This is a genomic window from Magnetovibrio sp. PR-2 (assembly GCF_036689815.1).
Classification (GTDB): Bacteria; Pseudomonadota; Alphaproteobacteria; order Rhodospirillales; family Magnetovibrionaceae; genus Magnetovibrio.
In genome coordinates this window covers 163138-177915 of record NZ_JBAHUR010000005.1, presented here as the reverse complement: position 1 = coordinate 177915, position 14778 = coordinate 163138, and the positions used below count along the sequence as shown (strand labels likewise).

9 protein-coding genes are annotated in these 14778 nt (G+C 52.0%); 5 read left to right on the top strand and 4 right to left on the bottom strand.

What is annotated here, in order from left to right; genetic code table 11:
* Positions 1 to 31: 31 nt before the first annotated feature.
* The 3 genes from V5T82_RS07635 to V5T82_RS07625 all read right to left on the bottom strand — a co-directional run bounded on the left by V5T82_RS07635 (position 32) and on the right by V5T82_RS07625 (position 5276).
* A complete protein-coding gene (locus tag V5T82_RS07635) occupies positions 32 to 1213 on the bottom strand; it encodes a flagellin N-terminal helical domain-containing protein (RefSeq protein WP_332895018.1) in 1182 nt (393 codons plus the stop codon).
* Positions 1214 to 1408: 195 nt separating this feature from the next.
* Entirely contained in the window at positions 1409 to 3340 is a 1932-nt protein-coding gene (locus tag V5T82_RS07630) for a motility associated factor glycosyltransferase family protein (protein WP_332895017.1), read from the bottom strand.
* On the bottom strand, positions 3330 to 5276 hold the full coding sequence (locus V5T82_RS07625) for a hypothetical protein (protein ID WP_332895016.1): 1947 nt from the start codon (positions 5274 to 5276) through the stop codon (positions 3330 to 3332). The genes V5T82_RS07630 and V5T82_RS07625 overlap by 11 nt, the downstream gene beginning before the upstream one ends.
* Before the next feature lie 321 nt (positions 5277 to 5597).
* On the opposite strand from V5T82_RS07625, the gene V5T82_RS07620 reads away from it, so the two are divergent.
* The 3 genes from V5T82_RS07620 to V5T82_RS07610 all read left to right on the top strand — a co-directional run bounded on the left by V5T82_RS07620 (position 5598) and on the right by V5T82_RS07610 (position 10585).
* Positions 5598 to 7370 (top strand): flagellar hook-length control protein FliK, encoded by a 1773-nt coding sequence (locus V5T82_RS07620; protein ID WP_332895015.1) that lies wholly within the window; start codon positions 5598 to 5600, stop codon positions 7368 to 7370.
* 12 nt (positions 7371 to 7382) lie between these two features.
* Positions 7383 to 8081, top strand: a complete 699-nt coding sequence (locus V5T82_RS07615) for a flagellar hook assembly protein FlgD (protein ID WP_332895014.1) — start codon at positions 7383 to 7385, stop codon at positions 8079 to 8081.
* 65 nt (positions 8082 to 8146) lie between these two features.
* A complete protein-coding gene (locus V5T82_RS07610) occupies positions 8147 to 10585 on the top strand; it encodes a flagellar hook-basal body complex protein (protein WP_332895013.1) in 2439 nt (812 codons plus the stop codon).
* A gap of 94 nt (positions 10586 to 10679) precedes the next feature.
* Here V5T82_RS07610 and V5T82_RS07605 read toward each other — a convergent pair whose 3' ends face one another.
* A complete protein-coding gene (locus tag V5T82_RS07605; protein ID WP_332895012.1) occupies positions 10680 to 12236 on the bottom strand; it encodes a tetratricopeptide repeat protein in 1557 nt (518 codons plus the stop codon).
* 147 nt (positions 12237 to 12383) lie between these two features.
* Between V5T82_RS07605 and V5T82_RS07600 the strand changes: the two genes are divergently transcribed.
* Positions 12384 to 13757 (top strand): DUF4910 domain-containing protein, encoded by a 1374-nt coding sequence (locus tag V5T82_RS07600; RefSeq protein ID WP_332895011.1) that lies wholly within the window; start codon positions 12384 to 12386, stop codon positions 13755 to 13757.
* Positions 13758 to 13779: 22 nt separating this feature from the next.
* Positions 13780 to 14775, top strand: coding sequence for a YhdH/YhfP family quinone oxidoreductase (locus V5T82_RS07595; protein WP_332895010.1), 996 nt, complete (start codon positions 13780 to 13782; stop codon positions 14773 to 14775).
* Positions 14776 to 14778 lie beyond the last annotated feature (3 nt).

The window sequence follows — 14778 nt, the reverse complement described above, 5'->3', positions numbered from 1 at the left end:
CCATTCGTTTAGTTCTCGCTTAGATTGGCGATTAACGGAACAGACCCAAGACGGATTGTTCAGCCTGACCAGCAAACGAAAGGGATTGGATACCCAATTGTTGGCGGGTTTGCAGGGCCAGAAGGTTTGCACCTTCTTCGTTGATATCGGCCAAGGTAAGTTTAGAACCACCTTCGTCCAAGGTACTCACATACGCTTCGGTGAATTCAAGGCGGGTTTGCAGCAATGCAACGTTGTTACCCAAGCTAGAAGCTTCGGTACGCAGCGTGGTCAAAGCTGAGCTCAAATCCGTGATCGCAGCATCGATGGAAGTCGAGTTGCTTTCACCAACATACGTTTTACCAGCGGTACCAGCAGCCACGGTTGCACCAGCACCACCAGCGGAGGCACCAGACATTTGTGCAGAGAACGTTGTCGAGGTGACAACACCTGCAGCAGCGCCACCACCAGCAGCGGTGGTTGCACGGATCGTGACCGTATACGTCGTACCCTGCGTCAAGGTGGCGGAACCGCCAGCACTCATAGCAAGAGTAAGAGTAGCCGTACCATATGTCATGGTCTTGTTCGCAGCCGTCGTGACGGTCACATCTGGACCGACATAAGTCAATGAAACCGTATCGCCACCCGTCAACGTCGTAGCGGAGACAAAGTCAGCGTGGTTCACTGCCAGCACGTTCGTGCCGAGGGCTGTGATGTTCGTTGCGCTATTCACGTCCATACCATTGGCCGTAACGTCAACAGAAGACACAGACAATTTGGAAGTCGATTTGTCGGAGAATTCAACCGAAAGGGTTTGACCCGTACCGTTGATCAAGTTGACACCTTGGTACGTAGAATCCGTGGTGAGCAAATCGATCTGGGAGCGCAAGTCATTGAACTGTGTGATCAAATCGGTGAACTGGGTACCAGTTGCCGATTTCATCGAGTTCGCAATACCTTTAAGCTGGTTAACCAAGTTTTCAACAGCTTCGATACCGTCAACCGCAGCAGACAGCGAGCTGATGCCTTGGTCGATGTTGTCTTTCTTCTCGGTGAAGTCAGACGCACGGTCAGTCAGTGTTTTAGCTTGGAAGAAAGCGACCGGATCATCAATAGCGGACGAAACCTTCAAGCCAGTCGACAGACGGCTTTGGGTACGTTCGATAAGATCGGTGGTGCTTTGCAGCGAGAGAAGGCTACCGCGTACTGCGGCAGAAAGTGTGACGTCAGCCATAACGAAAAATCCTCTTTTCTAGAGTTACTTGTCACAATCAGGATATCTTCCTGAAGCTCGCGCTGAGTCTTTCTGACTCATAACGAACGTAATTAATTTAGCAAATCCCCTCAAACTATACAACAATAAAGTTCATCGCCTTGCTCCACACCGCACATCAGCTGAAAAATCCATACAATATCAAAGAGATGCCAATTACGACGCCTTGTCCTTAAGTGTGCCGTGCTCTTCTAAGTGTGTGAACTCAACATCGGCAATCCGACACATGTCTTGAATCCCCTTGATGAGCTGTTCGCGCAAATAATTGCTGAACATTTCGCGTTTTTCCGAGTCGATAACCCGGTCGAGATAATATTCACTGATAATCAGCAAATGATACAACGAGCCCCGCAGCACCATCTTTGCCGAATCGTCGTACCCCGACGGATCGACCATACGCGTGAGTGTGGACACATACTTTTTACTGCTTAAGTCCGGATTGTCTTCAATCGCATTGACCAAGCTTTCGCCCAAATCGCGAATTTGTTGGCGGAGCACCCCATCCACCCAGTGCTGACGGAAAACGTCTTGGGTGTATACAGGGAACCCGTTGATCAATTTTTCAATGAATTCGGCCTTCGGCGCTGAGGGTTCCGACAGGGACACAAACTCAGGCAACAGAGGGAGTGCACCTTTGATCCGCGTACCGTCACTACAGTTATAATACTGATAGCCCTGTGATGACGCCTGCATAGACGCTTCCAACGAATCGCGAGACCACTGGAAAACATAGGAACTCATGATGCGCCCGCCGAAGTTGCCTGGGGCAAAACGATCCCAAAGCATTCTAAAATCCCGACCGTTGAGATCCCAGTAGGCCGCAGTGTCGGAGTGGTGCGCGGCTTCATCTCGAAACCCAAGGTCCATGCCGAAAAGATAAAACTCTCGAAAACCTGTGTCCTGGGCAAAACTACAGCCAGCGTTACCAACCATTGGTGACGGGTTGCGCAAACAGTTTCTAGAGTTGCCGGAAAAAATCGGGTACGAGCTCAACATATGGCGCATGAAATAAACACGGTTTGAGAAGACGGCTTTGACCTCTTCGACAACCGTGGAGGACGCAACCAAACAAATCTTGGAGAGATCGAAATCGCCGGAAACTAAGCTGGGGATCTTTGCCTGCAATTCCCCGCGTTCCAATTCCACGTGAAAGTCCGGTGTCACCCCGCCTCTCAACAAAGGCGCCAAAGCTGTCCCACAAGAAATGACGATCGCTTTGTGTTGGTTCTCACGAATGACATCCATGGACGAGTCCAATGACGGCCCGGACCCCACAACAAAAACCGGGAAGTCCTTGGGCGATAAGTTCGCAAAAAACATGCGTTCTTGGCCGGTTCGCAAGTTCTTGTGCGTATTGGCGATCATATTCAGTTCGTCTTCGAAGAACCCCAAACCAGAATACGTCATGTCGCCATGCTCAACGATGTACTTCACAACAGCCGAGTTAAACGGGTTTTCATAATGGCGGTAAACGGTCAATCCGTCGAAACTGACAGGCCCATAGCTTCTGAAAAGCGAACGCATTTCCTGCGTCGCGTGTGTGACATTTCCATCAATGATAAAATGAAAATACGCCCCGGATTCCCGGAAATAAGAGCCGAACTTGACCCAGTCGAAGGTTTTGAGAGATTGGTAGAGGAACTCCAGATTGGGTTCGACAATCACGACGTTTCTAGGTTTTGCGCGATCCAGTAACTCTTGAATATGGAGGCCTAAACCAACCCCCAAAATCAGAAGGTGGTATGTCTGGTCAATCACACGGTGTGTGGAAAACGTAATCTCTTGTTTTTCTGCATACTTCAGGACATTGAACAGAACCTCTTGACCTTCAGCGTCGACATTATCAGAAGAGATCGGTTGAATGTTTGTGCGCTCGGGCTGAGCCCAAAAATTGCGCAGTTGATTTTCCACATACGCCTGAGCCCCCGTGTTGTAGAGCCGCGTTCCGTCGAACAAAATGTCGACATCTCCGTCATCTTCTATAACCTCTCCAAGAGGTTCGTAAGCCCGAAGAAGCTCGTACAGTGCGGGCTGGACTTCTTCAAAGAAAGCTAAGTTCGCCTCAAACATCTCTTGGTTATTTAGCATCGTCAGCCCCTACCTCTTTATCGTGCTTCAAAGATTGCACCCGATCGCAAGCGTTCAGTACGGCGTACATGAATTCGAGGGCGTTGGTATTTGCATCAAAAAGTTTCGTCGAAAGTAGATTGTCCTTAAGAGCCAAGCGTGCTTTTCCAAGATGGTCAAAATCAGAAAAGGTTGAGGCAAGCTCTATAAACGCCTCATCCGAAGTGACTTGCCAGCCTTCACGCTCTGCCGCCAAAAGGACCAGACCTGCATAGCTGCTCATCACATTCTGACGATCACGCATAATGACAGGAACGCTCATTTGCAATGGGGTCGAGATATCTTCAGGCTGACTATTTGCACTCGCCAACATGACATCTACGGACGAATAGAACCGATCAATCGTTTGTTCGTCTTCGGCTGTATACAACGAAACACGTTCGGATATGTCATCGTGTCCGAAATATTGGTTGAGCAACGACAGTTCAAGGTCAGATATATTTTCGGCTGCAAACTTCAGTGTCGCATTCGGAACTTTTGCAAGCATTTGGGCAAACAGGGCGCCGTCCCCCATAGCCAATGCCGCCAAATCCAATTTGGCCCCAAACACCAAGTTTCCGACTTGTTTAAGCGTCAGTTGGTTTTTGCTTTGCAAGGACTTACGAAGTGGCATTGAAAACAGAACAGATGGCAGAACAAAATCGTCTGCATTGCCCGTATCCCGCCCACTGTAAGGTGCGCAACAAAAAGATCCGACGCAGCCGGGCGTTCTCAAACCATAAGGTGGCGACAGCCAATTGACCTGAACATTTACCGGTGTGCGGGCGAGCAGAGGAAGCCTGTGGTTTTCACCATAACCGCACATATCGACCAGCACATCGATTTCATCGTTGCGCAGGATGAGAGAAAGCGTTTTGTCATTGATGTCGGTCGCCTCACGACAATCGGTCATGATATTTTCAAATGAACTGGTCAGCGCATCGCGTTTAAAATTGAGCATATAACCAAAAGGTACGAATTTTTCCGGGTCCAACCGCTTGATCACTTCATGAAGAGCACGCCCTTCAAAACAGTCGTAAAACTTGTCGGAAAGAAATCCAATGAAGATCTTTCCTTCCGGCATTGGGCTTGGCTCGTAATAAGGCTCCCCCCCAGAGAAATGGTCTTCGTTCATCTGGTTGGTCAATTTTGCCAATGCCGCGCTGCTGTCGGGATGCTTTGCCAACAACGAAACGCAGCGACAGGCCACGTCTATATCCGCCTCATCACGGCTCAATGCCAAATCGATGTATTGCTTGGCATTGTCAAACATACCCAGATTAAAAAGCACTTCGGCCTGTAGGAGTAAAACCTTCAGGTCACAATTGGGATTTTGATCGATGATGTTTTGAAAGAGCTCTGCCGCAGCACCGTATGACTGAAGGCCGATATAGCCCTTGCCCAGCAGGATCTGTGCAGGTTCATAATTGTCGTGACGCGCAAGATCAAGCTCGCACTGCTCAATAACCCTTGCATAATCATGTTGATCATAAGCAAAAAGGGCATTCACATAATTCACATGCAGTAACGAGTTTTCCGTCGCTTCGACGAAGTTCAACAATTCCGGCGGAGCGAGATAGGCGAGGTCATCCCTTTCCTCATAAGACACCCCCAATTTGGAATAATAGAGCGCATCGTGAAGCTGGCCGACGGTTGCATAGAGGCCAGACAACATCAGGGCATATTCCCGCACTTCGGGATCTAGCTCATGGGCCCTTTCAAGCATTTTGCGCGCGTCGCCTTCACGTTGGGACAGGTACGAAAGAATCCCCAAACAAAAGTATCCCTCCCCTTTATCCGGGAAGCTTTCAATGAAGTCCTGGCAATCTTGCACTGCCCTGCTTAACGCAGCTTCACGCAAGCTTGCTTTCAGCGCCTCAAACCGGCGTGCAAATTCCATATCTTCCGTTTCTGTCATCACCCACCTAATGTGTTGCCGGACGATTGTCTTAACCTTGAAAGTTTTGAAGGGAAAAGATTAATGAAGGCCAAAGACGTCAATCAACTATAATACTTATTCTTTCCCCTATAACACCGTACCATATCGCATTCACTAGGCACTTTTTGCCCCGAGAACGGAAAAAAGTAGTGCCAGGACCCAAAATGACCTAGTTCCGCCCCCAATTAGTTTCATTTTTATCCAATATTTTCAAAACACTAAACACAATCCACGCCTTGGCACACCCCTTGCTACTGTTGTTGCGGATGAATGCAACACAAAGTCACGAGGGTTGGTCCAATGGACGTTTCTTCTGTTAAAGCCAAGACGATCAATGATGCGAACGCATCGACAAAAACCAAAAGCACCGCCGAAGCTCTCATGGGGAACTTCTCGGCCGCCGTCGCCGAACGCATGAAAATGTCTGGGCAAGGCGTTGTTGACGGTTCCAACCAGTCGAATCTGACCGGTGGCGTCAACATCAAACAAGACATCGCGCCTGAGCAAAAGTCTGAACCGCAGAACACCGACGTAGCGGCCCGCGACGATGCCCCGGTGCGTGATCGCGCAGAACCCGCCCAAGATAATTCCGACGATTATGCCCGTCCGGTTGATCATAAAGATGACGCGCCTCGTGATACCATGAAACACAACGATGATCGCGGCGAAGTCTCTCAAAACGATCAAGGCAACGACGCCCCAGAACAAGGTCAAGACCAGTCTGGCGATCAACAAGCCTCTAGCGATGACGGCCAAAACGACCAGGCCCAATCCGGTTCCGACGGTGAAGCCGCCGATACTGCTGACGCCGCCGCAGATGCCACCGTGCAACAAGCCAGTGAAGGCCAAAACGAAGCCGCTTTGGCCGGTGTGGTCGATATGGTCAACAAAAACGGCCAAAACAAAGGTGCTGAAACGCAAGCCGCTGCAGCTCAAAGTGGCGACAAGGTTCGCGAAGCGGTCGCCAATCCCAATGCTGGCATGGCAAAAACCGACGGCGGTGAAGATGCTGGCGATGTAGACCTGGCAAACTTGGCCGGTCAAAAGAAAGACAACAACGGTGCTGGCACGCAACAAACCCAAGCCAACTTAGGCCAGCGCACCGAAAACAATCACAATCTGCAAAACGACCCCAGCTTGAAACAACAGCAAGCTGCTGATCTGTCCGCCAAAGTTGGCAAGGACCAAAACTTAGAGGTCAAAGTTGAAGTCACCAAACAATCCGAAAAACTGGTGAGCCAACCGAACGCAGGTGCCAACGTACAAGCGTCCGTGACCAAAGACGGTGAAGGGTTGAACCAAACCAACACCACCGCCGCCGCCAAACCCATGGCCGCCGGTCCGCAAGCCGCGAACTCGCATAACCTGGGCAACCAAGCCGGTGGGCAACAAGGCGACGCTCAACAACAAGCCCAGCAGCAGCTGCAAATGGCGCAAGCCGAAGCTGCGAAAAACGCTGGCAATACGGATACCAAAGCTCAAACCTCGCAAGCTGCACAACATAATCTTGCCAGCGGAGCGGCAAAAGTGGGTGGCGCAGAAGGCGCTTCTTCCACGCAGGGCTTGAACCAGCCGACCGGCACGCAGCAAACACAGCAGGCTGCACAACAGGCCAAAACCAATGCCCAGCCCCAAGCCCAGGCCCGCGCCCAGGTGACGGAGCAGGTCAATGTGCAAATTCAAAAAGCCATCGCCGGTGGAATGGACAAAATCAATATCCAACTGAAACCCGCCCACTTGGGCCGCGTTGATATTCAATTGGAAATGGCTTCTGACGGGCGCGTGACTGCGGTCGTGAGCGCCGACAACAAAGACACGCTGGATCTTTTGAAACAAGACTCCCGCGAGCTTGAAAAAGCAATGCGTGAAGCTGGGTTGCAGATGAACTCTGGCGATCTCAGCTTCAACCTGCGTGAAAACGGCGAAAACGCCCAAGGCGGTCAAGAAACCGCAGGAAGCGGATCCGGTATGGGCCCACTTTCAAACGAACCGACGCTTGAGGAACTGCTCGAACAATCCGCAAACGGAAGCCCGCAGATCATCTCGGACGACCGTGTGGACATTACAGCGTAAAGGATAAGAGTTATGTCACTCTTCAGCAACGTTGGCTCAGAAGTCATCGACACATCGACCCAGGCGGGTCAATCAAAACAAAAGCTTCAAGAAGATCTAAACCAGTTCTTGAACCTGTTGGTGGCCCAGCTGCAAAACCAAGATCCGTTGGAGCCGCTGGACGCCAACGAATTCACCGCACAGTTGGTGCAATTCGCCAGTGTCGAGCAACAAATCCAACAGAACTCAAACTTGGAACAACTGCTGGCAGTGAACGAAAACGCTCAGGCGGCAACCATGGTGAACTATTTGGGCACCGTTGTCGAAGTTTCCGGCTCTGAATTCCAGCTGCTCAATGGCCAAGCCATGATGACATATACGCTGCCTGCCGGCGTGAAAGACACCACGCTGACCATTGTAGATGCTTCGGGCAAATCCGTCTTTTCCACAGAAGGGCAAACCGACACCGGCATGCATCAAGTGGGCTGGGACGGCACCAACAACGACGCGGAACAACTCGACGACGGTGCCTACAAACTGATCGTCTCCGCCAAAGATGCCGACGGCAACCTGATGGATGTCTCGCAAACCGTATTCGGCTATGTCACCGCAACCGGGATCAGCGACGGCGACGTCACGGTTTCCATGGGTGATGTTGAAACCGACATGACCAACATCATTTCTGTCGAACGTCCGGTTGTTCTCAACCAAACCGACGTCGCAACAGAGTAATAACTTAAAGCCGACGAGATCGGATAATTTCCGGCAAACGTCGGACGTAGGATAGGAGAGAGAAAATGAGCTTATATGGTGCATTGTTTTCCGGTGTTTCCGGGCTCACCGCTCAGTCGAGTGCCATGGGCGCCATCTCTGACAACATCACGAACGTCAGTACGATTGGTTACAAAGGAACCACGGTTAACTTCCAAACCCTGGTCACGAAGCAAACGTCTTCGACGTTCTATTCCGCTGGTGGTGTGCAGTCTTCGCCGCGCCAATCGACGGATGTGCAAGGTCTGTTGCAGGCTTCGACATCTTCAACCGACATCGCCATTTCCGGTTCCGGCTTCTTCGTGGTCAACGAAGCCAACGTCCCCGGCGTTTCGGACCCTTACCTGTTCACCCGTGCTGGGTCGTTCATTCAGGATGACGAAGGTTATCTGAAAAACGCCCAAGGATATTACCTGCAAGGTTGGCCGACGAATGCCAGCGGCACGGTTATTCCCGCGAACAATAACCTGAGCATCGCCAACCAAAACATCATTTCCAGCGACTATATGGAAAGTATCAACTTGAACCGTGTGGGTGGTACGGCGACCGCAACCTCGACCATCGCCATCGGCGCCAACTTGCCCTCAACCGCGACCACGTTCGACGGCACGCTGTCCGACATTACCAACCAGCTCGGTTACCAAAAAACGGACGTTCAGTTCTTTGACAGCTTGGGTGGTGCCAACACCATGAGCTTCGAATATCTGCGCTCTGGCACCGGCAACCAATGGGACGTTGCCGTCGAACCGCCGTCCGGCACGCAAGTCCTGACGCTGTATGACCAAGAAAACGGCACGAACTCATCTGACGTTTATATGTCCAAAGGCCACCTGGAGTTCACCGGCACGCGCCCGCCTGATGGTTCAACCGTGAGCATTAACGGCATCACCTATGAATTCGACCTTTCCGGTGATGGCACGACCTCCGGCCCTGTGCAGCAAATTGACACCGTTGTTCTCGGCGGCGCCGCGAATATCGCAACCGGCGATATTTATTATCTCCAAGTTGGTTCAGAAACCGTAAGCTTCACGGTTGCCGGCACCACGACCACCGCTGCCGTTGCCGCTGGTTTGGCGAACGCTGTCAACACCAACGCGACACTGTCCGCACAGGTGACGGCTGCTGCCGCAGACCCCAACGTAACCATCACAGGCGATACCGCAGGTGCTGTCTTCACCAGCAGCGTGTCCGTCTATGATGCAAACAACGACAGCACGGTTGGTACAGTCACCGTATCCACGACGCAAACTCCGTCGGGCAATGTCATTGTTGACACCTCCGGCAATACATCATTGTCTTCGGATCTGGACACCCTGGTTTCCCGTGTGCAAGCCGTTGACCCCGAGTTTTCGACATCATCGACGACGAATGCTTTTGGTCCGACGGATACCCAGTACCACATGATCGCGAAAGAGCGCGGTAGCTCCAACAATATTGTCATCACAGGCGGCCCAAACCACCTGGGCGATATCTCTGTCAACATCACAAGCTTGCTCGATAGCAGCAGCAACCCCTTGACCACTCAAGGCACCGCAGCATCTAAGGCGTTTACTGTGCAAGCTGTGAACACGTTTGGTAAAACCGCTCAGATCGATACCGTTACAGCTGCGAACGTCGCCGCCACCGATGTGCTGTCCGTGACGTTACACGGCGTCACCGTGTCGTATACGGCAACGGGCACCACCGCAACGGCCGCACATGCCGGTCTGGCGAACGCCATCAACAGCCACCCGTTTTTGTCAGAGCGCGTCACAGCCACGTCAAGTGCTGCGAACCTAACCATCACATCTGACTATACGGGTTTGGGTTACACCACGACGACAACTCCCACCAACACCAGTGGCGGTACGGCACCGACACTCACCGTGGCCACAACCACCTCAAACTCAACTGGTGCGCTTGCTTTTGACTCTGACGGTGTCCCGGCATCCTTCAATGCTGCAGACATCGAAATTATCGGTTTCTCGAGCGGTGCCCAGGACATGAACGACGCGACGGGTGAAGGCGCTAAGATCACGCTGGACTTCGGCGATGTGGATGAAGCCAACGGCATGACCCAGTTCGGTTCGGAATTCACGCCCGATTTCATCACCCAGAACGGTTCAAAATTCGGCACCTTCGCCGGTGTGACCATCGGTGCAGACGGTCTGGTGACCGCGCTGTTTGACAACGGTGAAACGCGCAAGATTTTCCAAATCCCGGTTGCAACCTTCGTCAACCCCAACCAACTGGAAAGTAAATCCGGTAACGTTTGGACCGCAACGCAGGCATCTGGTGACTACACCTTGCGCGAACCCGACAACGGCCCCGCCGGTCAGGTGGTCCAGGCGGCTCTGGAAGCCTCTACGGTCGACATTGGTACGGAATTCACCAACATGATCGTGGTTCAACGTGCCTATTCAGCGTCGACCAAAATCATCACCACCGCCGACCAAATGCTCGAAGAGCTGATGCGGACCAAATAATGAATGACTGCCGGATTGGGTGGGAACAGAACGTTCTGCCCATTCTAGATAAAAAAACAAGGCCTGCTGGACAACAGCAGGCCTTGTTTTTTGCTCAATGCGCAGAGATACGCGCGCTTAAGGCTTTTGACAAACGCTGGACCAGCCCATCCCAGTCCCCGAGTTTTTCTTGTCGAAACAATCGCATGGTAGGATACCAGGGGTTATCGTCCCGCGCCTCAAACCAGCGCCAATCTGCCGCATAACCCAGCATGTTCCACGTTTCCACCCCCATAGAGGCGGCAAGATGCAAGGTTGAGGTGTCCACGCTTATCACCAAATCCATGCCTTTGATAAAACCGGCTGTATCTTCATAGCTTTTCAATTGAGGAGACAGATCAATCACGTTTTCAGGTTGGCTTGCCCGCAAATCATCGGCCACGTCACCAACCTGCAAACTGAAAAAAGTGGCTTGCGGAACGGCTGCAAACAGGTGCTTGAAGCTAGCAAAGGGGCAAGAGCGGAAATGGTCATTGTTGCGCTCGGGATTGCCGGCCCAAACCACCCCGACATTCATCTCAGAATTCGAGGGGATAATCTTGGATAGCTCAGGATTGACATCGATATCGGGAAACACGGCATCTGGAATCGTATCCAGGCTGGTTTCAAAAATATGCGCCAAGCTCATCATGGGAACTTGTGCATCATATTGACCTGTTTCCAGGTGGATCGTTTCAACGCCGTCAACGCCGTCGATCTTTTCCACCAAGGACATCAAAGCCGGGTGAACCGACACGGACAAACGCCCAACCCGCTTTGCAACTTTGGGCAAATAGCGCAGGAATTGGATCACATCTCCATGGCCTTGTTCGGCCTTGACCAACACCGATTTGCCCAGGATTTCTTCTCCCGCCCAATAGGGCGCATCCACGGTATCCTCAGGCCAGGCCTCCCGTTTGCGCCGCCATTCATATTGTGCAAAACCGTCGCGGTATTGCCCCTTCATCAACAGAGCGTGCGCAAGTCCCATGTGCGCATTGGCGTCATCGGGACACAATTGCACCGCCCGTTCAAAGCTCTTTAAGGACGCGTCGACAAGGGCCAAGTCGCGAGCCACCAGCCCGTGGCGATAATGAGCTTCGGGTTCGTCGGGATAGAGTTTCATGATTTTGCGATAAAGCGCTTCGGCCAGCTCAAAGTTGTCTTCCTGATAATAGGCATACGCCAACCAATTGAGGGCTTCACGATCATTGGCTGATAGCTTGAGAATACGCGTCGCAAATTCACGCACCGAAGGAAAGTCTCCGTTCTCCAGGCTACTGACGGTTAAGTTTTTGAGCGCGGCAACATGTTCCGGATACAGTGTCAGGGCCTCTTCCCAGAACGTTTTGGCGCGGTCCATCTGGTCAGATTTCTGAAAGGCGACCCCAAGGTTGTAAACAATGTTGGGATTGTCCGGAGCCAAAGCATAAGCCGCCTCCAGCAGCACAATGGAATTGGCCGCGTCGCCGCGTTGGATGGAGATCAGACCCATCACCAACAAAACGTCAGGGTGTTCACCATGGTGCTCGAGAAATGCCACGCCCAGAGCAATCGCCTCGTCAAATCGGCTTTGCTCAAAGCGTTGATAGATTTCTTGGACGCGCTCTTGATCAGCGTCTACGGAACCCACGTCGCAATCCTTCCTATGATTCGTATTATGTTCAGTATCTTCGATAATCAGCTAAATCGCCATATAGAAAACAGGCCTGTTGTCTTTTTCAGGTAATTCTCGGGAGCTCAAAATGCCTCCTTGCAAAAAAGGCCGTTTTCCCAGAGCATGAAGGCACTTTCCCGTTCTCATTCTGTAGAAAACAGCTCAATGCCTTTTGATGATTTCCAAGAAACTGAAAAGAATTTTAGTGCGATCTTCGACCGCCTATTCCCTTTGCTGAGAAGCATCACGGGCCCAGGCACTCTTGAAAGTTACCGGATTCTTCAAGAATTCATGCCGTTAAACATCAGCCGTGTGGACACAGGCACCAAGGTGTTTGACTGGACCGTACCGCAAGAATGGCGTTGTGAAGAAGCTTACCTTCTCGGCCCTGACGGTGAAATCGTCGTCGATATGAAGGACAGCAACCTGCATATCTTGAATTATTCGGCCCCCATCGACGCCAAGATGAGCCTGCAAGAGTTAGACCCCCATCTCTTTACAATCCCGCAAAAGCCCGACGCCATTCCCTACACGTCCAGCTACTACAAAAAGCGATGGGGGTTTTGCTTGTCGGATCGGCAAAAGCAAACTCTCAAAGACGGTGAATACCACGCGGTCATCAAAAGTGAATTTGTTGACGGTGGGGTCGATATTGCGCAAACGAAGCTCGAAGGCCGAAGCCAGCGCGAAATTATCTTATCAAGCTATATGTGCCACCCCTCTCTTGCCAACAATGAGTTGAGCGGGCCCCTAACCCTCTTGGGGTTGTACCATCGCCTTAATAAATGGCCTAAGCGCAATCACACGTTTCGATTTACCATACAGCCCGAAACCATTGGCACGCTGTGCATGCTTCACCAGCATTTGGACGAAATCAAAACCAATGCTGTTGGCGGTCTGATCGTCAACATGACCGGTGGAGAACGCGACCGTCTAACCTATAAACAGAGCGTATTCAAAGACGGCATCATCGACAAATCAATCCATTTTGCCCAAGCCAACGGCGTGGTTCTTGACACCCTCGATTTCGACCCGAACTCAGGCGCGGATGAACGCCACTATGCAACGCCCGGCGTTCGCATCCCCGTGTGCAACGTCACGCGTGATTTTTATCACTTAGGTTTTGTTGGCTATCACAATTCGTTAGACACCAAAGAATACATGAGGATTGAACAAATCATCAACGCGGTGGATGACTTGGAACGTATGTTGATGATCGCCGACAATTGTGTGGTGTATGAAAACCGCGAATTGGTGGGCGAACCTCAGCTGGGCCCCCGCGGCCTTTATCCGAGCTTGAATTTTGTCGCCAAGACACCGGACGAAGCGGAAAAAGAAGCCCACGCCGAACTTTGTCGCATCAAGTGGCTTTTGACCTTGGCTGACGGTCGGCACGATCTCATCGATATTGCTGAGCGGACGGGTTATGCGCTGCACGACCTTGCCCAAACCGCAGAAAAACTCAAAGACAATGGCTTGCTGACTTTGAAAGCCTGACACGGCTCACATGGGATATGTCATGAATCAAGACTTCAAAGCGCTGATCGTCAACAAAGGTGAAAACCGAACGTTTTCGTACGGCGTAAAGACCAACCGCATAGAAAATCTTCCCGACGAAGAGGTGTTGGTTCGGGTTCACTTTAGCTCCATCAATTATAAGGACTGCATGTCTTGTCAGGGGAACCCCGCCGTCACGCGCCGCTTTCCCCACACCCCAGGCCTAGATGCCGCAGGTGTGGTCGAACAGTCCGCCAACCCCGCGTTCAAACCTGGCGATGAGGTCATCATCACCAGCACGCCCATGGGCATGAATACGCCGGGCGGGTTTGGTCAGTTTGTGCGCGTGCCATCCGCTTGGTTGATGAAAAACGTTGACGGTTTAAGCCTTCAAGACGCGATGGCCTATGGCACGGCCGGATACACCGCAGCCTTGTCTGTCGAAGCTTTGCAAAACAATCACGATGATTTGGACCAGCGCACAGCACTGGTCACCGGCGCCACGGGTGGTGTCGGGTGTTTCAGCGTCGCCCTTCTCAGCGCGCTCGGCTGCACAGTAAGCGCCGTCACAGGGCAAGAGGACGCCCATGATTTTTTACGCACCATTGGCGCAAAAGAAGTCCTGTCCCGCACAGAGTTCGAAGACACCACGGGACGAAACCTTCTGCCAACGCACTGGGATGCGGCAATCGATGTGGCCGGTGGCAATACGTTGGCCACGGCCTTAAAATCTCTCAACGACAATGGGGTGGCTGTTGCGACGGGTATGATTGGGGACACGGCTTTGCAAACAACCGTCCTGCCCTTTATCCTGCGCGGCACGCGGCTCATCGGCATCAATGCAGAAAACACCAGCCACGACCATCGCCGTCGGGTTTGGACCAAACTGGCCACCACTTGGAAACCGAAAGATCTGTCGGCGCTTTACCGTGTAGTGGCTTTGGACCAGTTGCCAAAAGCCATAGACACCGTTTTAAAGGGAACGCAATGGGGGCGGATCGTCGTCGATTTGCGCTAAGCG